Here is a 26,508-nt window from a genome sequence, read left to right as displayed (position 1 = left end):
CCCGACACCACCACAGGGGGGGGGTGCATTCAACCCCCCCCCCCGCCCGCCGCCCCCCCGCGGCCCGGGTCCCCTACCCCACACCGCCGGGGGGCCCCCCGTATGTTCCGGGGGGCCCCCGCTGCGTACGAGGTGTCCGAGGCGGCCTAGACCGTGATCAGAGCCTCCAGCGGAGCGCCCTTCAAACCGGACTCCAGCCGCTGCCGCCCGGCAAGGAAACCGAGCTCCAGCAGCACCGCGACGCCCGCCACCTCGGCACCCGCACGGCGGATGAGCTGCAGCGATGCCTCGGCGGTGCCGCCGGTGGCCAGCACGTCGTCGATCACCAGCACCCGCTCCCCCGGAGCCACCGCATCGGCGTGCATCTCGATCTCGGCGGTGCCGTACTCCAGCTCGTAGGCCTGCCCCAGCGTCGTGCCGGGCAGCTTGCCGGCCTTGCGTACGGGGACGAAGCCGACGCCGGCCCGTACGGCCACGGGGGCGGCGAGGATGAAACCGCGCGCCTCCAGGCCGACGACCTTGTCCGCGCGATGCCGCGCGCACAGGTCGGCGAAGGCGTCGGTCAGCGCGCCGAACGCGGCCGGGTCGGCCAGCAGCGGGGTGATGTCCTTGAACATCACGCCCGGCTGGGGATAATCCGGGACGTCCGCGATCCGGCTCAGCAGCAGCTCGCGCAGCGCGGCCGGGGCGCTCATCGGCGCTTGCCCGACGGGCGGCCGCGGCCGCGCGAGGCGGGCTGGTGGCGCTGGCCGACGACCGCGGTGTCGTCCTCGCCGTCCGCCGTGCCGGAGGCCTGGCCGTCCTGCGCGTCCTCCTGGCCCGCCTCCTTGGCCGCGGCCGCGGCGCGCTTCGCCTTCACCCGCTTGGCCAGCGCCTTCATCTGCGGCTCGCGCTCCTTGAAGTCGGCGACCAGCGGAGTGGCGATGAAGATCGAGGAGTACGCACCCGCGGCGAGACCGACGAACAGCGCCAGCGAGATGTCGTTGAGCATGCCCGCGCCCAGCACACCGCCGCCGACGAACAGCAGACCGGCGACCGGGAGCAGCGCCACGACCGTGGTGTTGATGGAGCGCACCAGGGTGCCGTTGATGGAGCGGTTGGCGATCTCGCTGTAGGTGAAGCGGGACTGCTTGGTGATGTCCTTGGAGGCTTCCTTGAGGCTGTCGAAAACGACGACCGTGTCGTAGAGGGAGTAACCAAGGATGGTCAGCAGGCCGATGACCGTTCCGGGGGTGACCTCGAAGCCGACCAGGGCGTAGACGCCGACGGTGATCGTGAGGTCGTGGACCAGCGCGATCAGCGCCGCCAGCGCCATCCGCCATTCGAAGGCGACGGCCAGATAGAGCACCACGAGGACCATGAAGATCCCCAGGCCCAGCCAGGCCTTGTTGGCGATCTGCTCGCCCCAACTCGGGCCGACCAGCTGGGTGTTGACGTCCTTGGTCGGGACCTTGAGGTCCTTGGCGAGCTCTTCCTGGACCGGCAGCGCCTGCTTGGTGTCCAGGCCGCTGATCTGGATGCGCAGCGCGCCGCCGCCGAGCTTCTGCACCACGGCCTGGTGGCCGCGGGCCGCCGACTCGGCCTTGTGCTGCGCCTCAGAGGCGGACACGGAGGTCGGCGGCGTGCTGAAGACCGCACCGCCGGAGAACTCGATACCGAAGTTCAGGCCCCGCACCGCCAGGCCGACGAGGGCCGTGATGGTGATCAGGATGGAGACGCCGTACCAGATCTTCCGCTTGCCGATGAAGTCGTAGCCGACCTCGCCGCGGTAGAGCCGGGCGCCGATGTTGCCGAGCTTGGACATCTCACGCCTCCTTCGTCTGGGTGGGGGCGGCGCCACGGCGGCGGCGCAGCGGCGGCTTGGCGCCCAGGCGCTGGGGATCGAGGCCGGACCAGGGATGGCCGTTGGCGAAGAACTTCCGCCGCGCGAGCATCGTCATCAGCGGCTTGGTGAAGAAGAAGACCACGACCACGTCGAGGACGGTGGTCAGGCCGAGCGTGAACGCAAAGCCCTTCACCTTGCCGACGGTGACGATGAACAGCACCGCGGCGGCCAGGAACGACACGAAGTCGGAGACCAGGATCGTGCGGCGGGCACGCGGCCAGCCGCGCTCGACGGCCGGACGCAGCGTGCGGCCCTCGCGGATCTCGTCCCGGATGCGTTCGAAGTAGACGATGAACGAGTCGGCGGTGATACCGATGGCGACGATGGCGCCGCAGACCGCCGGCAGGTTCAGCGCGAACCCGATGGCCGGACCGAGCAGCGTCATGATCGTGTACGTGAGGACCGCCGAGACGCCGAGGCTGGCCAGCGCGACCAGCGCCAGGCCCCGGTAGTAGGCGACCAGGTAGATGACGACCAGGGCGAGGCCGATGGCGCCGGCGAGCAGACCGGCGTGCAGCTGGTCACCGCCGAGCGCCGCGGTGACCGTGGTCTCGTCGTCGATCGCGAACGAGAGCGGCAGGGCGCCGTACGACAGCATGTTGCCCAGGTCCTCGGCGGACTGCTGGGTGAAGCCGCCGGAGATGGTGGCATTGCCGCCGTTGATCTGCGAGGTGACCCGCGGGTCGGAGACCACCGCGCCGTCCAGGACAATCGCGAACTGGTTCTGCGGCGGCGTCTGGGTGGCGAGCTTGCCGGTGATGTCCGAGAACTTCTTGCCACCGTCGGAGGTGAAGTCCAGCTGGACGATCCAGCCATTGCCGCTCTGACTGTCGAAGACGGCCTTGGCGTCGCTGACGTCCATGCCCTCGACGGCGACCGGGCCGAGCACGTACTTCTGCCGCCCGTCCTGCTTACAGGCCACCACGGGGTCGGAGGGCTTGGTGCCGGCGGCCTTCGTGCCGGCCATGGCGCGGCCCGCCTTCGTCGAGCAGTCCAGCGCGGCGAACTGCTTCTGCAGGGCCGGCGAGATCTTCTCGTCGCCGCCCTGCGGCGGCACCGGCGGCGTGGCGGGCTTCTTCGAGCCGGAGGGGGTGGGCTTTGCGGACGGTGCCTTCTTCAGGGAGTCCGTGACCGCGCGGCCCTGCGTGGTGGGCTTGGCGTCGGGCGTCTGCGAGGAGGAGGCCTTCTGCTCGGTGCCCTGCCTACCGGTGGCCTTCTCGTCCTTGCCCTGGCCGTTCTTGCCGCCGCTGCCGCCCTTGGAGGGGCTGGGCTCGGGGGTCTTGGCACCGGCGGCGGTGGTCAGCACCGGCCGGAAGCCGAGCTGCGCGGTGGTGCCGACCTGCTGACGGGCCTGCTTCGCGTTCGTCCCCTTGGGGATGTTCACGATGATGTGGTCGCTGCCCTGCGTCTGGACCTCGGTCTCGGACACACCCAGACCGTTGACCCGTCGCTCCATGATCCCGGCGGCGGTGTTCATGTTGGTCTCGTTGATCGCGTTGGGCTTGCCCGGCTGGTTCTTGGCCGCCAGCGTGAAGCTGGTGCCGCCCGCCAGGTCGATGCCCAGCCGGGGCGTCAGATGGCCGTAATAGAACATCCCGCCGACCAGCCCGATCATCGCGATCAGGATCAGGACCAGGGTGCGGCCCGGATGACCCTGGCCGGCGGGCGCCCTGCGGCCCTTTTTCGGTGCTGCCACCTTCTCGTATCTCCCTGTCCAACCCCTCGGCTTCGGGTGTCGCCGAGCGGCCACGAAGTGTTGTGGGGACGTGCCCCCCGCCGGAGCCTAGACCGTCGTGGAACCGCGGTGCGCCGTACGCGCGGCGCAGCGCGGTTCCTTCGGGGGTGGACTACTTCGCGTCGGTGCCGCCGGACTTCTTGTCCTCCTCGGCGGAATCCGCGTCGGCCTTGGCGGCGTCCTTCGCGTCATCGGCGTCGGCGTCCTTGGCGTCGGCGTCCTCGTCGGCCTTGGCGTCCTCGGCAGCCGGCTTGTCCTCGTCGGCCTTGGCGTCCTCGGCAGCCGGCTTGTCCTCGTCGGCCTTGGGGGCGTCCTTGCCCAGGTCGATCTTCTCGGCCTGGGCGCTCTTTTCGGTGGCCTCATCCGCGATGTCGCCGGTCAGCGACGAGGCGTCGTCAGGAACGACGGCCTCGTTGGTCTTGACCGGGTCGGCACCGTCCAGGATGCGGTTGTACTCGTCATCGGCCAGCACGGCGCCGATGGCGTTCTTGGCGTAAATGGCGTGCACGCCCGGTGCGACCTCCAGGAGGACAGATTCCTCGTGGATTTCCTTGACGGTGGCGTACATGCCTCCGATCGTCCGGATGCCGGTGCCAGGCTGCATTTCATTGCGCATCTGCTGCGCTGCCTGCTGCTTCTTCTTGGCGGACCGGGTCATCAGGAACATGGCCCCGATGAGGACGATGAAGGGGAGGAGAGTCACGATACTCACGGGACGGAAATCCTTCGCACGACCGCGGTGCCGCGGTCTGATATACGGGGGTGGGTATGCCGGTCCGTACGGACGGCATCGGCGGAGTCTAAGCGAGTCCCCACCAGTGGAACAACGCCCAGCATCGCACCGCAGTTCCTGACCGGGCGAGTCTCCGCGCCGTCACGGCCCGAACAGGCCCTGCTGCCCGTTCGCGGCCGCTTGCTGCTGCGGCGGGACCAGTCCCAGATGGGCCCACGCCGCCGGCGTGGCGATGCGACCGCGCGGGGTCCTGGCCAGCAGTCCTTCCCTGACGAGGAACGGCTCGGCGACCTCTTCGACCGTCTCGCGCTCCTCCCCCACCGCGACCGCCAGCGTGGACAGGCCCACCGGGCCGCCGCCGAACAGTTTGAGCAGGGCCGTGAGCACGGCGCGGTCGAGGCGGTCCAGGCCGCGGCCGTCGACCTCGTAGACGGCCAGGGCCTGGGAGGCGATCTCGCGGGTGATCACGCCGTCCGCCTTGACCTGGGCGTAGTCGCGGACGCGGCGCAGCAGGCGGTTGGCGATACGGGGCGTGCCGCGGGAGCGGCCGGCGATCTCGGCGGCGCCCTCTGCCGCTATGTGGACATCCAGCAGTCCGGCCGAGCGGTGGATGACCCGCTCCAGCTCGGCCGGGGCATAGAACTCCATGTGGCCGGTGAAGCCGAAGCGGTCGCGCAGCGGGGGCGGCAGCAGACCGGCCCGGGTCGTGGCGCCGACCAGGGTGAACGGGGGAAGTTCGAGCGGGATGGCGGTGGCGCCCGGTCCCTTGCCGACGATGACGTCGACCCGGAAGTCCTCCATCGCCATGTAGAGCATTTCCTCGGCGGGCCGCGACATCCGGTGGATCTCGTCGAGGAAGAGGACCTCGCCCTCCTGGAGGGAGGAGAGGATCGCGGCGAGATCGCCGGCGTGCTGGATGGCGGGGCCGGAGGTGATCCGGATCGGGGCGTCCATCTCGGCCGCGATGATCATCGAGAGGGTGGTCTTGCCAAGGCCCGGCGCCCCGGAGAGCAGGACGTGATCGGCGGTGGCACCGCGGGCGCGGGCGGCCCGCAGCACCAGGTCGAGCTGTTCGCGCACCCGCTCCTGGCCGACGAACTCCTCCAGGTCCTTCGGGCGCAGCGCGGCCTCGACGGCGGTGTCCTCGCCATCGGCGTCGGCCGCCACCAGCCGGTCGGGCGCGCCGGTGGCGGCGTCGTCGGTGGACGGTGCGGTGTCGTCCCAGTTCACTGCGGAATGCCTCGCGGGGTCGGGGCGGCCGGGCCGCCGGAGTGGTCGTACGGTCGGGGGCGCGCGGCCCGTCCGGCGGTGGTCATCGCGCGCGGTTCAGGGTCTGCAGGGCGGCCTTGAGCAGCTTGGGCACCTGCGGCTGGATGCCGTCGGCGAGCGCCGCCTCGGCCTGCGGGGCGACCGCGTCCAGCGCTTCGTCCGCCTCGCGGGTGGCGTAGCCGAGCCCGATCAGCGCGGCGTGCAGCTGATCGCGCCAGCCGGACGTCACGGCGCTGCCGACGCCGGCGCGGGCCGTGCCGACCGGCGCACCGAGCCGGTCCTTGAGCTCCAGAAGCAGCTTCTGCGCGCCCTTCTTGCCGATGCCGGGCACGGCGGTGAGCGTCTTCTCGTCGCCGTTGGCGACCGCCAGCCGCAGCGTGTCCGGGGAGTGCACGGCGAGCATGGCCTGGGCGAGGCGGGGCCCGACGCCGCTGGCGGTCTGCAGCAGCTCGAAGGTCTGGCGCTCGTCGTCGTCGGCGAAGCCGTACAGGGTCAGGGAGTCCTCGCGGACGACGAGGGAGGTGGCGATCTTGGCCGGCTCGCCGATGCGCAGCCCGGACAGGGTGTTCGGCGTGCACTGGACGGCCATGCCGATCCCGCCGACCTCGACGACGGCGGTGTCGGGGGCCAGGGCCGCAACCGGGCCGGAGACAAAAGCGATCATCGGGTGCCCTTCAGCGTGCGTACGGGAGCGGCGCGGCGGGCCGCGGCATGCGCCTGCTGGAGGCGGTTGACCGCGGGGGCGCGCCAGATGTGACAGATGGCCAGCGCCAGGGCGTCCGCGGCGTCGGCGGGTTTGGGCGGCGCGTCGAGCCGCAGCAGCCGGGTGACCATCGCGCCGACCTGCGCCTTGTCGGCCCGGCCCGATCCCGTCACGGCGGCCTTGACCTCGCTGGGGGTGTGCAGCGCGACGGGCAGTCCGCGGCGCGCCGCGCACAGCATGGCGACCGCGCTGGCCTGGGCGGTGCCCATGACCGTACGGACGTTGTGCTGGCTGAACACCCGCTCCACGGCGACGCATTCGGGCCGGTACTCATCGAGCCAGGCTTCTATCCCGCGCTCGATCTCGACGAGGCGGTGGGCGATGTCCGCGTCCGCCGGAGTCCGTACGACGCCGACGCCGACCATCGTCAGCGGGCGCCCCGCGACCCCGTCCACCACGCCGATCCCGCACCGCGTCAGCCCCGGGTCCACCCCCAGCACCTTCATCCGGGCCCCGCCCCTCCCCGCATCGGTCACCTGTTCCTGTGTTCCTGCAGGTTAGTGGGTGCCACTGACAACGCCGACGGGCCGACGGGGTGTGTCCCCGCCGGCCCGTCCGGGTCAGCCGTGCCGTGCCTGCCTCAGGCGTCGACCTTCGCCATGACGTCGTCCGAGACGTCGAAGTTGGCGAAGACGTTCTGCACGTCGTCGCTGTCCTCCAGCGCATCGATCAGCTTGAAGATCTTGCGCGCGCCCTCTTCCTCCAGCTCGACCTGCATGGTCGGGACGAAGTTGGCGTCGGCCGAGTCGTAGTCGATGCCCGCCTCCTGGAGCGCGGTGCGGACCGCGACCAGGTCGGTGGCCTCGCTGAGCACCTCGAAGGACTCGCCGAGGTCGTTGACCTCCTCGGCACCCGCGTCCAGGACCGCGCCGAGCACGTCGTCCTCGGTCAGCTCGGCCTTGGGGACGATCACCACGCCCTTGCGGTTGAACAGGTAGGACACCGAGCCCGGGTCGGCCATTGAACCGCCGTTACGGGTCATCGCGACGCGGACGTCCGAGGCGGCGCGGTTGCGGTTGTCGGTGAGGCACTCGATGAGCACCGCGACACCGTTGGGGCCGTAACCCTCGTACATGATGGTTTCGTAGTCGGCGCCGCCCGCCTCGAGACCGGCACCGCGCTTGAGCGCGGAGTCGATGTTCTTGTTGGGCACCGAGCTCTTCTTGGCCTTCTGGATGGCGTCGAAGAGGGTCGGGTTGCCGTCGATGTCGGCACCGCCCGTGCGCGCCGCGACCTCGATGTTCTTGATCAGCTTCGCGAAGAGCTTGCCGCGCTTGGCATCGATCACGGCCTTCTTGTGCTTGGTCGTAGCCCATTTAGAGTGGCCGGACATCCGCCTGTCTCCTTCGCGTAACCCATTGGTGAAACGAACGCCATCGATCCTACCGGGGCTGGATCACACGGTGTCACTCACCTGATCTATGCGGCCGCGCGACGGACCATGTCCACGAACAGGGCGTGCACCCGGTGATCGCCGGTGAGCTCCGGGTGGAACGACGTGGCGAGGACGTTACCCTGCCGCACGGCCACGGTGTGCCCGTTGTAGGTCGCCAGGACCTCGACCGCGGCGCCGACCGATTCGACCCACGGCGCCCGGATGAAGACGCCCTCGACCGGTCCGCCGGGGATGCCGGTGACATCGACGGCCGCCTCGAAGGACTCGTTCTGCCGCCCGAAGGCGTTACGGCGCACGATCATGTCGACGCCGCCGAACGTCTCCTGGTCCTCACGGGCGTCCAGCAGCTTGTCCGCGACCATGATCATGCCGGCGCAGGTGCCGTAGACCGGCCGGCCCGCCCGCACGAACGCGCGCAGCGGCTCGAGCATGCCGAAGACGATCGCCAGCTTGGACATGGTGGTGGACTCGCCGCCCGGTATGACCAGGCCGTCGACCTCGGCCAGCTCCTCGGGACGGCGTACCGGCCGCGCCTGGGCGCCGGCGTCCGCGAGCGCCTTGACGTGCTCGCGGACGTCGCCCTGGAGCGCCAGCACACCGATGGTGGGGATGCTCATCTGCGTACTTACGTCCTTGATCCTTTGTACTTACCAGCCGCGGTTGGCGTAGCGCTCGGCCTCGGGGAGGGTGTCGCAGTTGATCCCGACCATGGCCTCGCCCAGGTTGCGGGAGACATCCGCGATGACCTTCGGGTCGTCGTAGAAGGTGGTGGCCTTCACGATCGCGGCGGCGCGCTTGGCGGGGTCACCGGACTTGAAGATGCCGGAGCCGACGAAGACGCCCTCGGCACCGAGCTGGCGCATCAGCGCGGCGTCGGCCGGGGTGGCCACACCACCGGCGGAGAACAGCACGACCGGCAGCTTGCCGAGCTCGGCGACCTCCTTGACCAGCTCGTACGGGGCGCGCAGCTCCTTGGCGGCGGCGAACAGCTCGTTGTTGTCACAGCCGCGCAGCTTGGCGATCTCGGCCTTGATCTGGCGGAGGTGACGGACCGCCTCGACGACGTTGCCGGTGCCGGCCTCGCCCTTGGAGCGGATCATGGCGGCACCCTCGGCGATCCGGCGCAGCGCCTCGCCCAGGTTGGTGGCACCACAGACGAAGGGGGTGGTGAAGGCCCACTTGTCGGAGTGGTTGACCTCGTCGGCCGGGGTGAGGACCTCGGACTCGTCGATGTAGTCGACACCGAGGGACTGCAGGACCTGGGCCTCGACGAAGTGGCCGATCCGGGACTTGGCCATGACCGGGATGGAGACGGCGCTGATGATGCCGTCGATCATGTCGGGGTCCGACATACGGGCCACGCCGCCGTCCTTGCGGATGTCGGCGGGGACCCGCTCCAGGGCCATGACGGCGACAGCGCCCGCGTCCTCGGCGATCTTCGCCTCTTCCGGCGTGACGACGTCCATGATCACGCCGCCCTTGAGCTGCTCGGCCATGCCGCGCTTGACGCGCGCGGTTCCGGTCTCGGGGTTCTGGGGCGTGGTGGGCGTGCTGGACACGGTTGACCTCACTCATTGCGGGTTTATATGCGTGTCGCCCACACAACCGTTTGCGTGGGGGCGATGGAAAGGGCCAATTCAAGGTCGGTGGCTCGTCACGGCGTGGACTGGCGTGGCCGGAAGGTGCGGGTGGCGCCTCTTTGGCGGGTGAGCGCCCGCCCACTTTCGTGATCCTTTGCCGTTTCGGCTCTCTTTGTGGCCCCTTTTGCTTATGACCCTTTTTAGCTTTGCTTCCCTTATTGTCAGCCGCCGGCCGAGCGGTCGTCCAGGATCGCCGGCGGCTCGTCGTCCATCTCGAAGGCCAGCGGGAACGGGGCGTGGCCCGCGAGCCGGAGGTAACGGACGAGCCGGTGGCGGCGCACCGCGCGGGCGGCCCGTACGGCGTCGTTGTGGAAACGGCGGGCCATCGGGACGCGGCGCACGGCCGCGGTGAGTTCGGTGACCGTCTGCTCGCCGCCGGGAGCCTCGCGCACGGCCTCCAGCTGGGCCTCTTCGGCGAAGATCGCGCGCAGCGTCTGGCTCAGTTCGCTCTCCGCCACCTCGCGGTGATCGTCCTCGGCCTGCCGGGCCTCGTGGGCGGCCTGGTAGAGAACGATGGAGGCGGCGGGGTCGAGGACGCCCGACGTACCGACCTCCTGCGCGACGGAGGCGCGCCGGAGGAGTTGGGCGTCCAGGGCCGCCTTCGCTGCGTCGATGCGGGCGTGGAGGCGGTCCAGGCGGCCGGCCGTCCAGCTCAGGTAGATGCCGATGAGGATGATTGCGGCGGCGGTCCAGATGAGGGTGGTCACGCGGACGCAATTTACCCGTACCGGGTCGCTGCGCTCGGCCGTGGCCGTACGTTGTCGGCTCTCCCGCCGTCTCGCCTGCGGCGGGCGGTGCCGCTGCGCGGGGCTGGTCGGCTGCGGGGCCGGGCCTACACGGCTTCGCCGCTACGGCCCGGTCCCTCCCATGGGTGGTGGGTTGATGTGTGTGTGGGGGGGCTTGTGTCCTGTTGTCGGTGCGGGTGTTTTCAGTCCCTGGCCAGCCCCCAGCGGGCTCGTAGGCCCACCCGTTCGTCGGTGGCTACGGAAGCGGCGCCTGTGGTGACCGTTTCGTAGACGGCCAGGATGTCCGCGCCGACCGTGGACCAGTCGAAGCGGCGGACATGGCGGCTGCCGCGGTCGCGGAGTTCGGCCAGTCGTGCCGGGTCGCCCAGGAGGCGTACGGCGGTGGTGGCCAGGGCGTCGGCGTCCTCGTTGGTGAAGAGTTCGCCGGCCTCGCCCTGGTCGAGGACCTGGGCGAACGCGTCCAGGTCGCTGGCCAGGACGGGGGCTCCGGCCGACATGGCCTCCACGAGGATGATGCCGAAGGATTCGCCGCCGGTGTTGGGGGCCACGTAGAGGTCGACGCTGCGCAGCAGGCGGGCCTTGTCCTCGTCCGTGACCATGCCGAGGAATTCGACACGGGCGCGCATCTCGACGGGCAGGCCCGCGACCGCTTCCTCCTCGTCGCCGCGGCCCGCCACCAGGAGGCGGGCGTCCGGCACCTTGGTGAGGATGGCGGGGAGCGCCTTCATCAGGACGGGCAGGCCCTTGCGGGGTTCGTCGATGCGGCCGATGAAGCCGATCGTCCTTCCCTGCCATTCGGGCTTGGGCTCGGCGCGGGCGAAGAAGTCGACGTCGACGCCGTTGGGGATGACGACCGCGTCGCCGCCGAGGTGTTCGACGAGGGTGCGCCGGGCGTATTCGCTGACGGCGATGCGGGCGCTGATCTTCTCCAGGGCGGGCTGCAGGATCGGGTACGCGGCGATCATGGCCCGGGAGCGGGGGTTGGAGGTGTGGAAGGTCGCCACGATGGGGCCCTGCGCCGCCCAGCAGGAGAGCAGGCCGAGCGAGGGGGAGGCCGGCTCGTGGATGTGGATGACGTCGAAGGCGCCGTTCTGGAGCCAGCGGCGGACCCGGGCTGCGGAGAGGAAGCCGAAGTTGAGGCGGGCGACCGAGCCGTTGTACGGGACGGGGACGGCGCGGCCCGCCGAGACGACGTAGGGGGGAAGCGGTGTCTCGTCGTCGGCGGGGGCCAGGACGGAGACCTCGTGGCCGCGGCGGATGAGGTGTTCGGCCAGGTCGCGGATGTGGAACTGGACGCCGCCGGGGACGTCCCAGGCGTAGGGACAGACGATGCCGATGTTCACGCCGTTGTCTCCGTTCCGGTGGTGCCCGGTTCCAGGCCGCGCGGCTCCAGGTCGGCCAGCCACAGGCGCTGCAGCATGTGCCAGTCCTCGGGGTGGTCGGCGATGCCGGAGGCGAAGGCGTCGGCGAGCGCCTGGGTCATCTGGGCGGCCTTTTCCGTGTGGGTGCCGGTCTCGGGGACCTCGACCTCCGGGTGGACCCGGCCGCGCATGACGGAGGAGTCGTCGTACCAGAGGGTGACCGGCAGCAGCATCGCGCCGGTCTGTACGGCGAGCATCGCGGGGCCGGCCGGCATCTTTGTCTCCTCGCCGAAGAACTTGACCGGTATGCCGGAGCTGGACAGATCACGGTCGGCGACGAGGCAGACCAGGCCGCCGGCCCGCAGCCGGCGGGCGAGGGTGCCGAAGGCGGCGCCGCCGGTGTGCGGCAGCACCTCCATGCCCAGGCCCTCGCGGTAGGCGACGAAGCGGTCGTAGAGCGATTCCGGCTTGAGGCGCTCGGCGACGGTGGTGAAGGGGGTGTTCAGTTTGGTGGTGACCCAGACGCCGGCGAGGTCGTAGTTGCCCATGTGGGGCAGGGCGAGGATGACGCCGCGGTCGCTCGCGAGGCCGTCGGTGAGGTGGTGGATGTCCTCGGGGTCGAAGCCGTTCCTTATGCGGTCCTTGCTCCAGGACGGGAGGCGGAACGATTCCATCCAGTAGCGCATGTAGGAGCGCATGCCCGCTCTGGAGAGCTCTGCCAGGCGCTGCGGGCCGGCGTCCGGGACGACCCGGGCGAGGTTGGCCTCGAGGCGGCGGACGCCCTTGCCGCGGCGTTTCCAGGCAGTGTCGGCGATGCGCCGGCCCAGGCGCACGGCGACGCCTTCGGGCAGCTTTTTCACGGTGCTCCAGCCCAGGCCGTACAGGGCGTCGGTGAGCTTGTCCGTAGCGATCCTCATGCGCTGTTCCCCCCTTGCGCGACGGCGTCGGCCTCGGCCGACTCGCGGCGTACCGTCACCACCCGCTGGCCCAGTGTGACGATGCTGCCGATGGCGACGACCCACAGCGCGATCGGCAGCAGGATCTCGACGCCGGGAACGCCGAACGCATGCAGGCCGGACAGGCCGCAGGCGACCAGGGAGATCACGAGGCGCTCGGCGCGTTCGACCAGGCCGTTGACGTTCACCGGCAGCCCGATGGCCTCACCGCGGGCCTTGGTGTACGAGACCACCTGGCCGCTGGCGAGGCAGAAGATCGCGATGGCGCAGAGCACCAGGCTGTCGCCGCCCCCCGCGTACCACAGGGCCAGGCCCCCGAAGATCGCCGAGTCCGCGACCCGGTCGAGGGTGGAGTCGAGAAACGCGCCCCAGCGACTGGAGCGGCCCAGCTGCCTCGCCATGTTGCCGTCGACCAGGTCGGAGAAGACGAACAGGGTGATGACGATCGTGCCCCAGAAGAGCTCGCCCTGCGGGAAGAAGATCAGAGCGCCGGCCACCACACCGCCGGTCCCGACGAGGGTGACCGCGTCCGGGGTGACCCCGAGGCGGATGAGCAGGGCGGCGAACGGCGTGAGAACACGCGTGAAGAACGCACGCGCGTACTTGTTCAGCATGGCCTTCCCGGAGGTCGATACGGGCCAAGCGGTCAAGGGGCCACCGGCTGGCCCATCGTAGCCAGGCGGCCACCGGCCACCACGAACGCATCGCGGCGCCGGGCGCACCGCACGGCGCGCGGGCGTCGGCGTGCGCCTCGGGGCGCCCGGACGGGCGGGATCGGCGGCGGGATCCAGGACCGCCCGTTGCGCCATGTATGGACGCATGGTGACCACGGTGGAAAGCTCGAATCACCGCAAAGTGTCGACCTGGAGGCGAGACACATGAGCGAGAAGTCGAGTACACACCCGGGAGCCGCCGGAAGGGCGCCTGCGGCCGACCGGCCCACCGCCCTGCGGAATGTGGTGCTGGTCGGCCACAGTGGTTCGGGAAAGACCACCCTGGTCGAGGCCCTCGCGCTGGCATCCGGCGCGGTCAACCGGGCGGGCCGGGTCGAGGACGGCGGGTGCCTGTCGGACTACGACGAGATCGAGCACCGGCAGCAGCGCTCCGTACAGCTCTCCCTGGTCCCGGTGGACTGGGACGGCATCAAGATCAACTTGCTGGACACCCCCGGGTATGCCGATTTCGTCGGCGAACTGAGGGCCGGTCTGCGGGCAGCGGACGCGGCCCTCTTCGTCGTTTCGGCCGCGGACGCGGTGGCCGGCGCGACCCGGATGGTCTGGGACGAGTGCGCCGCGGTCGGTATGCCGCGCGCCCTGGTCGTCACCCATCTGGAGGCGGCGCGGTCCGACTTCGACGGGATGACCCGGCTGTGCCGCGACGCCTTCGGCGGCGAGGACCCGGACGCGGTGCTGCCGCTGTATCTCCCCCTGTACGGCACACCGGGAGCCGACGGCCACGCCCCCGTACACGGCCTGATCGGCCTGCTCTCCCAGCGGGTCTTCGACCACTCCTCCGGCGAGCGCGTCGAGCGCGCACCGACGGCCGACGAGCTGCCGCTGATCGAGCAGGCCCGTAACCGCCTCATCGAGGGGATCATCGCCGAGAGCGAGGACGAGTCCTTGATGGACCGGTATCTCGCCGGCGAGGAGATCGATGTCAAGACGCTCATCGGGGATCTGGAGACGGCGGTCGCCCGGGGCACCTTCCACCCCGTGCTGGCCGCCGCCCCCGCATCCGACGGCGGCAAGCAGGGCCTGGGCACCGTCGAACTGCTGGAGCTGATCACCGGCGGCTTCCCGACGCCCGCGGAGCGTGCGGCACCGGCCGTGACCGGCACCGACGGCTCCCCCTGCGCGTCGCTGGCCTGCGATCCCGACGGCCCGCTGGCGGCCGAGGTGGTCAAGACCTCCTCCGACCCGTACGTCGGCCGGGTCTCGCTCGTACGGGTCTTCTCCGGCACCCTGCGCCCCGACGAGACGGTGCATGTCTCCGGGCACGGCCTGGAGGACCGCGGGCACGAGGACCACGACGTCGACGAGCGGATCGGCGCCCTGTCCGCCCCCTTCGGCAAACAGCAGCGCCCGCTGTCCCGGGCGATCGCCGGCGACCTGGCGTGTGTGGCGAAACTGACCCGCGCCGAGACCGGCGACACGCTCTCGGCCAAGGACGCTCCCCTGCTGATGGAGCCGTGGGAGATGCCGGACCCGCTGCTCCCGGTCGCCATCGAGGCCCACAGCAAGGCCGACGAGGACAAGCTCTCGCTGGGCCTGTCCCGCCTGGTGGCGGAGGACCCGACGCTGCGTCTGGAACACCACCCGGACACCCATCAGATGGTGCTGTGGTGCCTGGGCGAGGCGCATGTCGATGTGGCGCTGGAGCGGCTGCGCTCGCGGTACGGCGTCCAGGTCGACACGGTGCCGCACAAGGTGGCGCTGCGGGAGACCTTCGGCGCCACCGCGTCCGGGCGCGGCCGTCACGTCAAACAGTCCGGCGGCCACGGCCAGTTCGCCATCTGCGAAATCACGGTCGAGCCGCTGCCGGGCGGCTCCGGCATCGAGTTCGTCGACAAGGTGGTGGGCGGCGCGGTGCCCCGGCAGTTCATCCCGTCCGTGGAGAAGGGCGTACGGGCCCAGGCCCTGCGCGGGGTCGCCGCCGGGCATCCGCTCGTCGACGTCCGCGTCACGCTGCTCGACGGCAAGGCGCACTCCGTCGACTCCTCGGACGCCGCCTTCCAGAAGGCCGGCGCGCTGGCGCTGCGCGAGGCCGCCGCCGACGCCCGGATCGAACTGCTGGAGCCGGTCGCCGAGGTGACCGTGCTGATTCCGGACGATTTCGTCGGGCCCGCGATGAGCGATCTGTCCGGGCGGCGCGGCCGGGTGGTGGGCACCGAGCAGTCCGGAGCGGGCCGCACCCTCGTCCGCGCCGAGGTCCCCGAGACCGAACTCGGCCGGTACGCCGTCGATCTGCGCTCCCTCTCGCACGGCACCGGCCGCTTCACCCGCCGCTACGTACGGCATGAGCCGATGCCGCCGCAGCTCGCCGAGAAGGTGCGGGAAGAGACGGAGAACGGCGCATAGTCAACGGTGCGTCAGCCGCCGTCCGGCTCAACCCCCTTGGGCTGGACGGCGGCTGTACGCTGAGATGCGGAGGTCACCGGCACCGGTCGGGCCCGATGCAGGTGTGCCGTGAGCGGGAGTCGGGAAAGAGGCGCATCATCGGATGCGCGCGGTGATGGGGGCGGTAGTGGCAGACGGCTTTGACTTCAGTCCGGGGGCGCAGGTGCCGATCTCCGGCGGCGCCGGGCAGACGGCGGCGACCCAGGCACTGGCCTCGGCCGCCTACCGGGACAGCAAGCTCTCCGAGATCTCCAAGGCCGACTCCGACACCGCCAAGTCCGACATCAAGAAGCCCAAGCTGTCGCTGTTCGAGCCCAACCTCGGCGAGGCGTTCTCGCGCGCCGTACAGGTACGGATGCTCGGCGGCGGCCGCAAGGCCCTCATCCAGTCCTTCGGGACGGAGCCGCAGACCATCGTCGAGCACTGCCTGTCCGCGACGCGCCTGCGCAAGCAGCGGGACGCCAAGCTGACGCTGATCATGGTGCTGTTCGGCCTGCTGTTCCTGCCCGGTGTGCTGCTGTGGCTGGGTGCGTTCCAGATCAAGAAGATGCTCTCCAAGGACGGCGGCGGCGTCTCCCTGATCGGCGGGGCGCTGCTGACGGTGCTGGCCGGCGTCACCGTCTTCTTCCTGGTCAAGCTGCCGCTGAACGGCTTCTGGCCGCTGTACGTCCGCGCCATGGTCATCGCCCCGGTGGTCGGCTGGTGGTGGGCCAAGCAGATCTGCGAGACGGCCGCGGTGACGATGCGGGAGGCCTGGAAGGGGCTCCTCGAGGGCGGCGGGGTGGCGGCCAAGATCCCCGAGGCGGTGCCCCAGGACCCGAACGAGACCGCCGCCGAGACCCTCCGCCAGAATCTCGCCAAGGTCTCCGCCGAGCAGCGCAGCAACGTCGTCTTCTACGCCGGCCCCAAGGGGATACTCGGCATGGGCACCCGCTGGGGCAGCTGGCAGCTCGCCGAGGAGCTCAAGCCCGCCCAGGAAGGCGTCGAGATCCACCCCTTCCGCAGCTGGGACGTCGTCCGGGTGATCCACGACCGGCTGCGCCTGCTGGAGCGCTCGCCGCTGCACACCGGCGGCTTCCCGGCCCCGTCCGTACGCCACTGGATCGTCTCCCCGGTCGGCGAGAAGGCCGGCGCGGTCTCCCGCCCGGACGGCACGGACACCGACGCGTACCAGATCCGCGGGCACGAGATAGAGCGCATCTGCAACGAGCAGCAGTTCGGCGCCGGCAACCGCCACTATCTCGGCGTGCAGTTCGTCCTGTGGGACGGGCAGCTGGTGCTCACGCTGATGATCACCGTCACGGTCCTGCACGAGACGCTGCGCATCGAGGTGACCGGTCACGCCCTCGGCCCGGTCCACGGCCTGTTCACCACCAAGCCGGAGCCCAAGACCAAAGAGGTCGCCAAGACCGTCAGGTTCTGGGAGACCAAGAAGGTCACGCTCCCGCTCATCGACGCGGGCGAGGTCGTCCGCCTCGCCGCCCGCGCCCCGCTCACCTGGTTCCCGCCGGTGCTGGACTTCCTCGGCGGCAAGCTCGCGCTCCCCGAACCGTTCGGCCTGCGCCACGTCTGGGCGGACAAGCCCTGGCGGCACCGCTTCATGGCCGACGACGCGCTGCGCGCCGCGACCCCGGTGCTGCGGGTCGTACACGCCGCCGCCATGAGCGTCCTGAAGGAGAACGGCGTGGACACCGAGCGCTTCGACAACCGCTCGCTGGTGCTGAGCGGCATGGTCCAGAGCGTGGAGCCGAGGAACGCCGACGACTACCACGCCTAGAGCGCGCACCGCCCGCTAGCGGAAGATCCCCGTGTGGCCCAGTGAGTACCGCCCCGGCTGCGGATACACCGCCAGCCCGTGCGGCCCCTGGCCCACGGGGATCTTTGCGAGCGTCTTGCCGGTACGGGTGTCCAGCGCGTACACCTCCGAGTGGTAACGGCCGGACAGCCACAGCACCTTGCCGTCCGCCGACACCCCGCCCATGTCCGGGCTGCCGCCGCCGGGGATGTGCCATTTGCCGACGAGATCGCCGGTCTTGAAGTCCAGGAGCGAGAGGGAGCCCTCGCCCCGGTTGGAGATGTACATCTTCCGCGAATCGCGGCTGACGTAGAGGCCGTGGGTGCCCTTCCCCGTGGGCAGCAGCCGCGGCTTGGTGAAGCGGTCGCCGTCAAGGACCCACACCCCGTCGGCCATCATGTCGGCGATGTACCAGGTCTTGCCGTCCGGCGAGATCTTCACGTCCTGCGGCATCGCCCCCTCGAACGGCAGCTTCTCCTGGCCGATGACCTTCATCTTCTCGGTGTCGACCTTGAGCAGCTCGCCGGAGAATTCACAGGAGACGATGAAGTACCGCCCGTCCGGCGAGAAATCGGCGTGATTGACGCCCGCGCAGCTCACCGGAAGCGTCTTGCGGATCTCCATGGTGTGCGCGTCGCGGAAGACCAGCTGGCGGTCCATCGAGGCCATCACGACGGCGTACTTGCCGTTGGGCGTGAAGTAGAGGTTGTAGGGGTCGTGGACCTTGACGGGCTTGCCGGCCTTCCCGGTGGCGGGGTCGATCGGGGTGAGGTCATGACCCCGGTTGTTGTTGACCCAGAGCGTCTTCATGTCCCACGACGGCACCACATGCTGCGGCTGCACGCCCACCGGAATCGTCTCGAGCACCTTGTACGTCTTCGGGTCGATGACACTGACCGAGTCGGAGCCGGTGTTGGGCACATACACCCGCGCGGGGAAGTCCCGTACCTGCGGCGCCAGCTTGTTGGGCCGGTCCGCGGCGTAGAGGTCGTTCTTGTCCGCCAGCGGCGGCATGCCCGGCAGACCCGGCTCGACCGCCTTGGCGGCCGAGGGCTTCGCCGGGTGCGGGCGGCGCTCGGCGGTCCTGGTCCCACCGCCGCCGGAGCAGCCCGCGGCCACCAGCGCGCAGGCCACGGCGAGCAGCGCGGCGCGGCGGCCGGGGCGGGGGGATCTGCGGACGGGGGTACGGTTCCGGTCAGCCATCAGGTCACTAGCTCCGTTGTCGTCACCGCGCGCAGCCCGCGCCGGCTCAGTCCGTCGAGGATCGGGGGCAGCGCGGCCACCGTGCCGGCGTGCCCGAGGTGGAGGCTCACGACCGAGCCCGGCCCGACCCTGTCCAGGACCGTGCGCCGGACGGCCGGGGCACCGGGGTCGGTGGAGTCGAGGGAATCCAGGTCGTAGGACAGCACATGCGGATATCCGGCCCGGTGCGCCAGCCGGGTCACCAGGTCGGTCGCCCGCCGGGCCTGGGAGGGGCGGAACCAGCTGCCGATACTGCCGGTCAGCCGCCGCAGCCGGTCCGCGCACCGGCTGATCTCGGCGTATGCCGCGGCCTCCGGCAGCGCGCAGATATTGCGGTGGTGCATCGTGTGATTGCCCAGCTCATGGCCGCCGTCGAGGATCCGGCGGGCCATCTCGGGCCGCTCGTCCAGCCAGTCGCCGACGGCCAGCACCGTCACCCGGGCGTCGGCCCGCTCGGCCTCGCCCAGCAGGGCCGTGGCCAGCTTCGGGTCGCCCCTGCCGTGGAAGGTCAGCGCGACCGCACGGCCGTCCCGCGGCCCGTGCGCAATCTGTACGGGCCGGCCGGGCACCCTGGTCGGCGGCCGGGCGGCGTACGCCCGTGCGGGGTTCGGTGCGCCGGGCCCGCCGGTGTGCGGGGGCGTGGAGACCCGTACGGCCGAGGCGTCCGTACGGGCCGGGGCGCAGCCCGACGCGAGCGCTCCGGCGGCCGCGGCCGAGGTGGCCGCGCGCAGCACGGAGCGACGATCCAGGATGGTCACCTCATCATTAGAATGGCAATCATCCGGATTTACGGTGATCTATCCGTTTCGTCCGGTCGCGTGTCGCCTCGGGCACCCGCCCGGCAGCCCCCTATGCGGGCCAGGCCTCCGCGAGCATCGCCCGGGTGTCCGCAAGGAGTTGGGGCAGCACCTTGGTGTGCCCGACCACCGGCATGAAGTTGGTGTCGCCGCCCCAGCGCGGCACGACGTGCTGGTGGAGGTGGGCCGCGATACCGGCCCCGGCGACGGTGCCCTGGTTCATCCCGATGTTGAAGCCATGCGCACCGGACGCCGTCCGCAGCGCGCCCATCGCCCGCTTCGTGAACTCCGCGAGCTCCACGGTCTCCGCGCCGTCCAGCTCGGTGTAGTCCGCGACATGCCGGAACGGGACCACCATGAGGTGCCCGCCGTTGTACGGATACAGATTCAGCACCGCATACACATGCTCACCGCGCGCGATCACCAGACCGTCCTCGTCCGACTTCGCGGGGATCGTGCAGAACGGACAGCCGTCGTCGGCCCCCGGGCCGCTCGGCTTGTTCTCCCCCTGGATGTAGGCCATCCGGTGGGGCGTCCACAGGCGCTGGAAGGCGTCCTGTGTCCCGACTCCGATCTGCTGTTCCGGCTCGCTTGTCATACGGGCCAGCATATTGCGTCGCCCTTTGGCAGCGTGTCGTTGGGGCAGACCTCACCGGCCGCTCCGCGATGCTGAACCGGTGGACAGGCAACAGCGGCTGTGGGAGTGGGAGCGCACCGCCGAGCCCTATCTCCTCCTCGCCTCGCTCCTCTTCCTCACCTCGTACGCCGTCCGGGTCCTGGTCCCCGGCCTCTCCCCCGGCTGGCACACCTTCTGGGCCACGGTCACCGCCGTGACCTGGGGCGTCTTCATCGTGGAATACCTGTCCCGGCTGCTGCTCAGCGACGACCGCCGGCGCTTCGTCCGCACCCGCTGGCTGGACCTGGTGGTGACCGTACTGCCCCTGCTGCGGCCGCTGCGCATCGTCGACATGCACGAGCGGATGCAGCGCCGCCGAGATCATCCGCGCCTGGCCCTCGAGGCCCGCGTGATGACCTACGCCGGCCTGACCTCCGCCCTCCTGGGCTTCGCCGCCAGTCTGGCCGTCTACCACGACGAGCGCGCCGACCCGCACACCACCATCCGCACCTTCGGCGACGCGGTGTGGTGGGCCGCCTCGACCCTGACGACGACCGGCTACGGCGACGCCACCCCCGTCACGACGCGCGGCCGGGTCACGGCGGTGGCGCTGATGTTCGTCGGGGTGGCCCTGGTCGGGGCGGTGGTGGGCTCGTTCTCGTCCTGGCTGCTGCGCCGGTTCCGGCAGGACGGGGAGGGATGAGGAAGGCCCCGGGGAGCGGTTGCTCTCCGGGGCCTTCTCTCATACGGCGGGCGTCACAGGCGTCACACCTGGACGCGGCGCTCCACGATGTCCAGGATCTCGGCGATCGCCTCGTCGCGCGGGATCCCGTTCTTCTGCGACCCGTCGCGGTAGCGGAAGGAGACGGCACCGGCCGCCATGTCCTCATCACCCGCGAGGATCATGAACGGAACCTTGGACTTCTGTGCGTTACGGATCTTCTTCTGCATCCGGTCCGACGACGAGTCCACCTCGACCCGCAGCCCCTTGGCCCGCGCCTTCTCGGCGAACTCCTGCAGATACGGCACATGCGCATCCCCGATCGGGATACCGACGGCCTGCACCGGCGCGAGCCACGCCGGGAACGCGCCCGCGTAGTGCTCCAGCAGCACGCCGAAGAACCGCTCGATCGAGCCGAACAGGGCGCGGTGCAGCATGACGGGCTGCTGCTTGGAGCCGTCCGCCGCGGTGTACTCCAGGCCGAACCGCTTGGGCTGGTTGAAGTCGACCTGCAGGGTCGACATCTGCCAGGACCGGCCGATCGCGTCCTTCGCCTGCACCGAGATCTTCGGGCCGTAGTACGCGGCGCCGCCCGGGTCCGGGACCAGCGGCAGGCCCTGCTTCTCGGCCGCCTGGCGCAGTGCCTCGGTGGCCTCCTCCCAGTCCTCGTCCGAGCCGATGAACTTGTCCGACTCCGGGTCGCGGGTGGACAGCTCCAGCTCGAACTCGGTCAGGCCGTAGTCGCGCAGCAGGTCGAGCACGAAGGTGAGGAGCGTGTCGAGCTCCTCGGGCATCTGCTCCTTGGCGCAGTAGATGTGCGAGTCGTCCTGAGTGAAGCCGCGCGAGCGGGTCAGGCCGTGCACGACGCCCGACTTCTCGTAGCGGTACACCGTCCCGAACTCGAAGAGGCGCAGCGGCAGTTCACGGTAGGAGCGGCCGCGCGACTTGAAGATCAGGTTGTGCATCGGGCAGTTCATCGCCTTGAGGCGGTAGTTCTGCTCGTCGAACTCGATGGCCGGGAACATCGCCTCGCCGTAGTGCGGGAGGTGCCCGGAGATCTCGAAGAGGCGCTCCTTCGAGAGGTGCGGGGTGTTCACGAACTCGTAGCCGGAAACCTCGTGCCGCCGGCGCGAGTAGTCCTCCATCACCTTGCGGACGACGCCGCCCTTGGGGTGGAAGACCGCGAGGCCCGGGCCCAGCTCCTCCGGGAAGGAGAAGAGGTCCAGCTCGGCACCGAGCTTGCGGTGATCGCGCTTCTCGGCCTCGGCGAGGAACTCCAGATACGCCTTGAGCTCGTCCTTGGTCGGCCACGCGGTGCCGTAGATGCGCTGCAGCTGCTTGTTCTTCTCGCTGCCGCGCCAGTACGCGGCGGCCGAGCGCATCAGCTTGAACGCGGGGATCACACGGGTACTGGGCAGGTGCGGACCGCGGCAGAGGTCCTTCCAGCACAGGTCGCCGGTCTTGGCGTCGAGGTTGTCGTAGATGGTCAGCTCGCCGGCGCCGACCTCGGCGGAGGCGCCCTCGGCGGCGTCCGCGGCGGAGCCCTTGAGCCCGATCAGCTCGATCTTGTACGGCTCGTCGGCCAGCTCCTCGCGCGCGGCGTCATCGCTCACCGCCCGGCGCGCGAACTTCTGCCCGCGCTTCTGGATCTCCTGCATCTTCTTCTCGATGCGCTTGAGATCGTCCGGGTGGAAGGGGGTCTCGACGTCGAAGTCGTAGTAGAAGCCGTCCTTGATGGGCGGACCGATGCCGAGCTTCGCCTCCGGGAACAGCTCCTGCACGGCCTGCGCCAGCACATGCGCGGTGGAGTGCCGCAGGATGTTCAGACCGTCCTCGGAGGTGATCTCGACGGGCTCGACCTCGTCGCCGTCGGCGATCGCGTACGCGAGGTCCTTGAGCTCTCCGGCCACCCGCGCGGCGACGATGCTGCGCTCGCCCTGGAAGAGGTCGGCGGCCGTAGTGCCCGTGGTCACCACGCGTTCTTCCCGCTCGGAATCGCGTTGGACGGTCACACGGACGTCTGACACCGGTCGCTCCTGACTCATGTCTCTTTTGCGTCAGCGATTGCTGCGCAGCCGAATCGTACCGAGCCACCCGACCCGACCGCGAAACGGTTTGCCCGCCACCTGCGCAGCGGCCGCGGCTGCGCCGCTATTCCTCGCCGCCGCACGCCTCCTCGAAGACATCGAGATTCTCCTGGAGCGACTTCAGCAGCCGGTCCCGCTCCGCCTCGTCGACCTGTACGGGCGTGACGTCGTGGCACCCGGTGATCCGCCGGAACCCGCCCCGGCTCTCCAGCCGCCCGCTCACCCGGATCGGCAGCCCCACCAGATGCGCATGCCCGGCGATCCGGTAGTCCTCCTCCCCCAGCGCCACCCGTACCTGCGCCACATCCGCCCCGCTGATCACCCGCAGCCGCGCCGTGCCGGGCCCGCCGGGCCGCTCCCTGCGCAGCCGTACGACCGCGCCGGTCACCCGGACCGGCAGCGAGGGCTCGTCCCGCACGTAGCGCTGGGCGGCCTGCTGGAGGGCGGGCAGATCGCCGGGCGAGAACTCCACCGGCTCGGGGCGGGCCGCGAAGCCTGCCGGGGTGCCGACGGCGGGCGACCACTCCACCGCGATCCGCACCCCCTCCGCATCCCGCACCAGCGCGATCAGCGCCTGCGCCAGCTCATGGCAGACGCCCAGCTCGACGGCGGCGTCGAAGGCCTCCATCCGGCCGGTCGCACGCTGGTAGTCGGTGGCATCGCGGATCGCGTGCAGCGCCCGCTGGAGTCCGGCGACCGCGCTGCGCCCGCCGTGCACCGGGACGAAGGCGGTCAGCCGGCTCCCCGCCGACACCGGCCCGACCAGCACCTCGCCCAGGAACCCTTCGGCCTGCCGTTTGTGCCGGGCGCCGTAATACCCGGCACGCGCGTACGTGCCCAGGACCCCGGCGATCAGCATCGAACGGGCCGCGCCGCGCAGCTGCTCCTGCGCCACCCAGTGCGCGGCCCCCGAGCCGTCGTCCGGGACCTCCCGCTCCCAGCGCACCTCGTCACTGGGCACCGCGAGCCCCACCAGCACCTCGCGGGCGGACGGTACGGCGCTCTGCGCCAGCGCCGCCAGCGCCTCGGTGAGCAGCTCCGCGCTGTCGGGGAAGCGCCGGTCGTGCGGCACCAGCACGCTGGTGCCGCCCCTCCCGCCGGGCGGCGTCCACCGCGCGTAATGGCCGGCGGCCCCGCCCCGGCGCCGCCACCCGTGCCGGGCCAGCAGCGCGCCGAGCACCCCCGGGTCGAGCTGCGCGGGATCCAGCAGCCGCGCGTCATATTCATCGGTCGGCCGGTACATCAGGGTCTCCCTCCCGCCCCGACCCGCGTCATGATCTCGCAGAGCGCTCGGTCGTCGAAGATCCGCGTGGTCGGGATCCGCACAGTGGTCCTGCGCCGGCCGGTCACCGGGTGGCCGGCCAGATTGATCCAGTAGCAGCAGTGGCGCAGTTCGAGACGGTCGTGGCCCGCCCGCAGCCAGTCGTCCTGGGTCCGCGGCACCAGCATCACGACCAGGATCTTGTGCACCGATACGGGCGTACGGGCCAGCTTCACCAGGTGGTCGTTGTCGAGGGTGAAGGCGAAGGTCGGGCCCGGTGGGCGGGGAGCGGTCTGGTAGGTGCACTTGAGCTGCACCTTGATGGTGACCTCGTCGTCGACGGTGTGGCCTGGCGCGGCGTGGCTGACGTGCCAGTCGATTCCGTTGTCCGGGAAGGGCTGCGCCAGGGAACACCCGGAGGCGGCGGCGATCGCGTGCAGATAGCCCACCTGGAGGGTCTCCATGCAGGCAGTCGTGGCGAGTCCGCCGCGCTGCGGGGTGATCCGCTGAGGCAGCAGCCCGCCCGGTTCGGGCTGCGCGAGCGTCATCGCGGGGTGCCTTCCGGGCTGTGCCGATCGATGCGTCTGGCTGACGGGGCGACCGCGCGGAGAACGGCGCGGCCTGTCCCCTTGGTTGTCTCCGCGTCAAGTGGCCGTCAAACAAAGGACGGTTCAAGAGGCCGACGGCTCGGGTATCACCAGCTCGGATGGCCCGCGTCGTCATCCGCCCCACGAATGCGAGGAGTTGGGATGATGCCGCCCTGGTACGACGGTCCACTGGCTTCCTTCGACACCGAGACGACGGGCATCGACGTCGAGCGGGACCGCGTCGTCTCCGCGGCCCTGGTGGTCCAGGAGACCCCGCGCTCCGCCCCCCGTATCACCCGCTGGCTGATCAACCCGGGCGTCGAGATACCCGAGGCGGCGACCGCGGTGCACGGCCTGACCGCCGACCACCTCGCACTGCACGGCCGCTGGCCGGCGCCGGTGCTGGAGGAGGTCGCGCGCGCCCTGGCCGCCCAGTCGGTGGCCGGCCGCCCGCTGGTCGTGATGAACGCCCCGTTCGATCTGACCCTCCTGGACCGCGAGTTGAAGCGCCATCGCGCCAGCTCCCTCAGCGCCTATCTCGGCGCGCATCCGCTGTGCGTCCTCGACCCCCGGGTGCTGGACAAGCACCTCGACCGCTACCGCAAGGGCCGCCGCACGCTCACCGATCTGTGCGCCCATTACGAGGTCGAGCTGACCGACGCCCACGAGGCGGCGGCCGACGCGCTGGCCGCGCTGCGCGTCGTACGGGCCCTGGGCCATCGCTTCGCCGAACGGCTGGACGGCCTGCATCCGGGCGAGCTGCACACCCGCCAGGCGATCTGGCACGCCGCCCAGGCGCGCGGGCTCCAGGCGTGGTTCGCCCGCAGCGGCACCCCCGAGGCGGTCGATCCGCACTGGCCGCTGCGCCCGGAACTCCCGGCGGTGGCCTGAAAGCGCATCAGCAATTCCCGGCCATTACTGAATGGCCCCCGGAACGCATTCCGGGGAGTTCCGGGCACAGGCCTTCACAACGAAAAGGACCGGGCCGCCAATTGGCGGCCCGGTCCTTGATCCCGGTGGGCGATACTGGGTTCGAACCAGTGACCTCTTCGGTGTGAACGAAGCGCTCTCCCACTGAGCTAATCGCCCGGGTGTCTGCGGGGTTTCCCTCGCGGAACGACCTGAACAATACAGGCCGCCACGGCCATCCATCAAATTCCTGTTCCCGGCCGCCTCACCCCCGGGCCAGCCAGGCGGCCAGCCCGCGCCGCCCGGCCCGCATCATCAGCGCATGATTGAGCCGGAACAGCGGCCGCGCCAGCGGCGTGAGCCGGCGCAGCAGCGGTTTGCAGACCTCGACGTCCTGCTCGAAGACGACCCGCGTCCCGCCGTGGCCCGGCCGGATCGTCCAGCGCGCCCAGCCGCCCATGTCCCCGCGCAGCGCTATCTCCAGCACCCCCGTCCCGGGATCCCGCAGCCGCTCGGTCGCCACGACCGTCAGCTCGTACGGGAGCCAGGACCGGAACCGGGCCAGCCCGCTGTGGTCGTCGATCGGGGTCACCTCGCGCACCTGCGGCCACCATCGGGGGTAGGCCTCGGCGCGTTCGAGGACGGCGTAGACCACGGCGGGCGGGGCGTTGAGCAGCCATACGCTGCGGAAGCGGTAGCGGTGCAGTCGGCCTGACCAGTCGGACATGACCCCAGTGTGCGCCCCGGACCTGCGTACAAGCCCAACAACCACGACGGCCCGGAGACTTGAAGTCTCCGGGCCGTCGTCCGGGGTGGGCGATACTGGGTTCGAACCAGTGACCTCTTAATATCGCGAGAGAACAAGAATGAAAGCAAGACACATCATACCCCGT

General features: G+C 70.6%; 25 protein-coding genes and 1 tRNA gene. 4 read left to right on the top strand and 22 right to left on the bottom strand.

Translation table 11 applies throughout. The features are described 5' to 3' along the window. Positions 1-146: 146 nt before the first annotated feature. From AB0D04_RS35950 to pgsA, 14 genes are all read right to left on the bottom strand, one after another. Positions 147-695 (bottom strand): adenine phosphoribosyltransferase, encoded by a 549-nt coding sequence (locus AB0D04_RS35950; RefSeq protein ID WP_362711602.1) that lies wholly within the window; start codon positions 693-695, stop codon positions 147-149. Next, positions 692-1,804 (bottom strand): protein translocase subunit SecF, encoded by a 1,113-nt coding sequence (secF, locus tag AB0D04_RS35945; protein ID WP_362711601.1) that lies wholly within the window; start codon positions 1,802-1,804, stop codon positions 692-694. The genes AB0D04_RS35950 and secF overlap by 4 nt, the downstream gene beginning before the upstream one ends. 1 nt (position 1,805) lies before the next feature. After that, positions 1,806-3,581 carry a protein translocase subunit SecD gene (secD, locus tag AB0D04_RS35940; RefSeq protein ID WP_362711600.1) on the bottom strand — a complete coding sequence of 592 codons (1,776 nt, stop codon included), beginning with the start codon at positions 3,579-3,581 and terminating at the stop codon, positions 1,806-1,808. A 151-nt stretch (positions 3,582-3,732) separates the two neighbouring features. Continuing rightward, entirely contained in the window at positions 3,733-4,332 is a 600-nt protein-coding gene (gene yajC / locus AB0D04_RS35935; RefSeq protein ID WP_362711599.1) for a preprotein translocase subunit YajC, read from the bottom strand. A 162-nt stretch (positions 4,333-4,494) separates the two neighbouring features. Next, the gene (gene ruvB / locus AB0D04_RS35930) at positions 4,495-5,583 is read right to left on the bottom strand and encodes a Holliday junction branch migration DNA helicase RuvB (RefSeq protein ID WP_362711598.1); all 1,089 of its coding nucleotides are present in this window, start codon (positions 5,581-5,583) and stop codon (positions 4,495-4,497) included. Positions 5,584-5,665: 82 nt separating this feature from the next. Beyond that, positions 5,666-6,286: a Holliday junction branch migration protein RuvA gene (ruvA, locus tag AB0D04_RS35925; protein WP_362711597.1), complete on the bottom strand. Its 621-nt coding sequence runs from the start codon at positions 6,284-6,286 to the stop codon at positions 5,666-5,668. Further along, a complete protein-coding gene (ruvC, locus tag AB0D04_RS35920) occupies positions 6,283-6,831 on the bottom strand; it encodes a crossover junction endodeoxyribonuclease RuvC (protein ID WP_362711606.1) in 549 nt (182 codons plus the stop codon). Before ruvC ends, ruvA begins: the two co-directional genes overlap by 4 nt. 134 nt (positions 6,832-6,965) lie before the next feature. After that, entirely contained in the window at positions 6,966-7,718 is a 753-nt protein-coding gene (locus AB0D04_RS35915; RefSeq protein WP_362711596.1) for a YebC/PmpR family DNA-binding transcriptional regulator, read from the bottom strand. An 86-nt stretch (positions 7,719-7,804) separates the two neighbouring features. Continuing rightward, complete coding sequence (gene pdxT, locus AB0D04_RS35910) at positions 7,805-8,398, bottom strand: pyridoxal 5'-phosphate synthase glutaminase subunit PdxT (RefSeq protein WP_362711595.1); 594 nt, start codon at positions 8,396-8,398, stop codon at positions 7,805-7,807. Positions 8,399-8,428: 30 nt separating this feature from the next. Further along, positions 8,429-9,340 carry a pyridoxal 5'-phosphate synthase lyase subunit PdxS gene (gene pdxS, locus AB0D04_RS35905; protein ID WP_362711594.1) on the bottom strand — a complete coding sequence of 304 codons (912 nt, stop codon included), beginning with the start codon at positions 9,338-9,340 and terminating at the stop codon, positions 8,429-8,431. A 242-nt stretch (positions 9,341-9,582) separates the two neighbouring features. After that, positions 9,583-10,128, bottom strand: coding sequence for a hypothetical protein (locus AB0D04_RS35900; RefSeq protein WP_362711593.1), 546 nt, complete (start codon positions 10,126-10,128; stop codon positions 9,583-9,585). Positions 10,129-10,349: 221 nt separating this feature from the next. Beyond that, positions 10,350-11,510: a glycosyltransferase family 4 protein gene (locus AB0D04_RS35895; RefSeq protein ID WP_362711592.1), complete on the bottom strand. Its 1,161-nt coding sequence runs from the start codon at positions 11,508-11,510 to the stop codon at positions 10,350-10,352. Then, positions 11,507-12,445, bottom strand: a complete 939-nt coding sequence (locus tag AB0D04_RS35890; RefSeq protein WP_362711591.1) for a phosphatidylinositol mannoside acyltransferase — start codon at positions 12,443-12,445, stop codon at positions 11,507-11,509. The genes AB0D04_RS35895 and AB0D04_RS35890 overlap by 4 nt, the downstream gene beginning before the upstream one ends. Continuing rightward, positions 12,442-13,098: a phosphatidylinositol phosphate synthase gene (gene pgsA, locus AB0D04_RS35885; protein ID WP_362711590.1), complete on the bottom strand. Its 657-nt coding sequence runs from the start codon at positions 13,096-13,098 to the stop codon at positions 12,442-12,444. The genes AB0D04_RS35890 and pgsA overlap by 4 nt, the downstream gene beginning before the upstream one ends. 264 nt (positions 13,099-13,362) lie before the next feature. On the opposite strand from pgsA, the gene AB0D04_RS35880 reads away from it, so the two are divergent. Beyond that, entirely contained in the window at positions 13,363-15,561 is a 2,199-nt protein-coding gene (locus tag AB0D04_RS35880) for an elongation factor G-like protein EF-G2 (RefSeq protein ID WP_362711589.1), read from the top strand. 154 nt (positions 15,562-15,715) lie between these two features. Further along, positions 15,716-17,377: a hypothetical protein gene (locus AB0D04_RS35875; RefSeq protein WP_362711605.1), complete on the top strand. Its 1,662-nt coding sequence runs from the start codon at positions 15,716-15,718 to the stop codon at positions 17,375-17,377. 15 nt (positions 17,378-17,392) lie between these two features. Here AB0D04_RS35875 and AB0D04_RS35870 read toward each other — a convergent pair whose 3' ends face one another. From AB0D04_RS35870 to AB0D04_RS35860, 3 genes are all read right to left on the bottom strand, one after another. After that, complete coding sequence (locus AB0D04_RS35870) at positions 17,393-18,598, bottom strand: hypothetical protein (RefSeq protein WP_362711588.1); 1,206 nt, start codon at positions 18,596-18,598, stop codon at positions 17,393-17,395. Then, the gene (locus AB0D04_RS35865; RefSeq protein WP_362711604.1) at positions 18,598-19,371 is read right to left on the bottom strand and encodes a polysaccharide deacetylase family protein; all 774 of its coding nucleotides are present in this window, start codon (positions 19,369-19,371) and stop codon (positions 18,598-18,600) included. Before AB0D04_RS35865 ends, AB0D04_RS35870 begins: the two co-directional genes overlap by 1 nt. 115 nt (positions 19,372-19,486) lie before the next feature. After that, positions 19,487-20,044: an HIT domain-containing protein gene (locus AB0D04_RS35860; RefSeq protein ID WP_362711587.1), complete on the bottom strand. Its 558-nt coding sequence runs from the start codon at positions 20,042-20,044 to the stop codon at positions 19,487-19,489. Positions 20,045-20,111: 67 nt separating this feature from the next. On the opposite strand from AB0D04_RS35860, the gene AB0D04_RS35855 reads away from it, so the two are divergent. Next, positions 20,112-20,753, top strand: a complete 642-nt coding sequence (locus AB0D04_RS35855) for an ion channel (RefSeq protein WP_362711586.1) — start codon at positions 20,112-20,114, stop codon at positions 20,751-20,753. A gap of 62 nt (positions 20,754-20,815) precedes the next feature. Here the strand turns inward: AB0D04_RS35855 and thrS are convergent, their stop codons facing one another. From thrS to AB0D04_RS35840, 3 genes are all read right to left on the bottom strand, one after another. Continuing rightward, a complete protein-coding gene (gene thrS, locus AB0D04_RS35850; protein WP_362711585.1) occupies positions 20,816-22,798 on the bottom strand; it encodes a threonine--tRNA ligase in 1,983 nt (660 codons plus the stop codon). Between the two features lie 124 nt (positions 22,799-22,922). Further along, positions 22,923-24,101, bottom strand: a complete 1,179-nt coding sequence (locus AB0D04_RS35845) for a hypothetical protein (protein WP_362711584.1) — start codon at positions 24,099-24,101, stop codon at positions 22,923-22,925. Beyond that, positions 24,101-24,667 (bottom strand): DUF4365 domain-containing protein, encoded by a 567-nt coding sequence (locus AB0D04_RS35840; RefSeq protein WP_362711583.1) that lies wholly within the window; start codon positions 24,665-24,667, stop codon positions 24,101-24,103. The genes AB0D04_RS35845 and AB0D04_RS35840 overlap by 1 nt, the downstream gene beginning before the upstream one ends. A gap of 204 nt (positions 24,668-24,871) precedes the next feature. On the opposite strand from AB0D04_RS35840, the gene AB0D04_RS35835 reads away from it, so the two are divergent. Further along, positions 24,872-25,597, top strand: coding sequence for an exonuclease domain-containing protein (locus AB0D04_RS35835; RefSeq protein ID WP_362711603.1), 726 nt, complete (start codon positions 24,872-24,874; stop codon positions 25,595-25,597). A 126-nt stretch (positions 25,598-25,723) separates the two neighbouring features. Here AB0D04_RS35835 and AB0D04_RS35830 read toward each other — a convergent pair. Both AB0D04_RS35830 and AB0D04_RS35825 read right to left on the bottom strand, forming a co-directional pair. Then, positions 25,724-25,795 (bottom strand) — tRNA-Val (locus tag AB0D04_RS35830). 85 nt (positions 25,796-25,880) lie between these two features. After that, positions 25,881-26,342, bottom strand: coding sequence for an SRPBCC family protein (locus AB0D04_RS35825; protein ID WP_362711582.1), 462 nt, complete (start codon positions 26,340-26,342; stop codon positions 25,881-25,883). Positions 26,343-26,508: the final 166 nt, after the last annotated feature.

The organism is Streptomyces sp. NPDC048483, from assembly GCF_040651455.1.
In the GTDB taxonomy this organism is placed as follows: domain Bacteria; phylum Actinomycetota; class Actinomycetes; order Streptomycetales; family Streptomycetaceae; genus Streptomyces.
Note: the sequence above shows the minus strand (reverse complement) of the source record. Positions and strands in the feature narration are given on the sequence as shown.

Excerpts from the sequence above, each read along its gene's own strand:
- AB0D04_RS35950 (WP_362711602.1), bottom strand. The coding sequence starts at position 695 with ATGAGCGCCCCGGCCGCGCTGCGCGAGCTGCTGCTGAGCCGGATCGCG.
- secF (WP_362711601.1), bottom strand. The coding sequence starts at position 1,804 with ATGTCCAAGCTCGGCAACATCGGCGCCCGGCTCTACCGCGGCGAGGTC.
- ruvA (WP_362711597.1), bottom strand. The coding sequence starts at position 6,286 with ATGATCGCTTTTGTCTCCGGCCCGGTTGCGGCCCTGGCCCCCGACACC.
- ruvC (WP_362711606.1), bottom strand. The coding sequence starts at position 6,831 with ATGAAGGTGCTGGGGGTGGACCCGGGGCTGACGCGGTGCGGGATCGGC.
- AB0D04_RS35915 (WP_362711596.1), bottom strand. The coding sequence starts at position 7,718 with ATGTCCGGCCACTCTAAATGGGCTACGACCAAGCACAAGAAGGCCGTG.
- pdxT (WP_362711595.1), bottom strand. The coding sequence starts at position 8,398 with ATGAGCATCCCCACCATCGGTGTGCTGGCGCTCCAGGGCGACGTCCGC.
- AB0D04_RS35890 (WP_362711591.1), bottom strand. The coding sequence starts at position 12,445 with ATGAGGATCGCTACGGACAAGCTCACCGACGCCCTGTACGGCCTGGGC.
- pgsA (WP_362711590.1), bottom strand. The coding sequence starts at position 13,098 with ATGCTGAACAAGTACGCGCGTGCGTTCTTCACGCGTGTTCTCACGCCG.
- AB0D04_RS35880 (WP_362711589.1), top strand. The coding sequence starts at position 13,363 with ATGAGCGAGAAGTCGAGTACACACCCGGGAGCCGCCGGAAGGGCGCCT.
- AB0D04_RS35875 (WP_362711605.1), top strand. The coding sequence starts at position 15,716 with ATGGGGGCGGTAGTGGCAGACGGCTTTGACTTCAGTCCGGGGGCGCAG.
- AB0D04_RS35870 (WP_362711588.1), bottom strand. The coding sequence starts at position 18,598 with ATGGCTGACCGGAACCGTACCCCCGTCCGCAGATCCCCCCGCCCCGGC.
- AB0D04_RS35860 (WP_362711587.1), bottom strand. The coding sequence starts at position 20,044 with ATGCTGGCCCGTATGACAAGCGAGCCGGAACAGCAGATCGGAGTCGGG.
- AB0D04_RS35845 (WP_362711584.1), bottom strand. The coding sequence starts at position 24,101 with ATGTACCGGCCGACCGATGAATATGACGCGCGGCTGCTGGATCCCGCG.
- AB0D04_RS35840 (WP_362711583.1), bottom strand. The coding sequence starts at position 24,667 with ATGACGCTCGCGCAGCCCGAACCGGGCGGGCTGCTGCCTCAGCGGATC.
- AB0D04_RS35835 (WP_362711603.1), top strand. The coding sequence starts at position 24,872 with ATGCCGCCCTGGTACGACGGTCCACTGGCTTCCTTCGACACCGAGACG.
- AB0D04_RS35825 (WP_362711582.1), bottom strand. The coding sequence starts at position 26,342 with ATGTCCGACTGGTCAGGCCGACTGCACCGCTACCGCTTCCGCAGCGTA.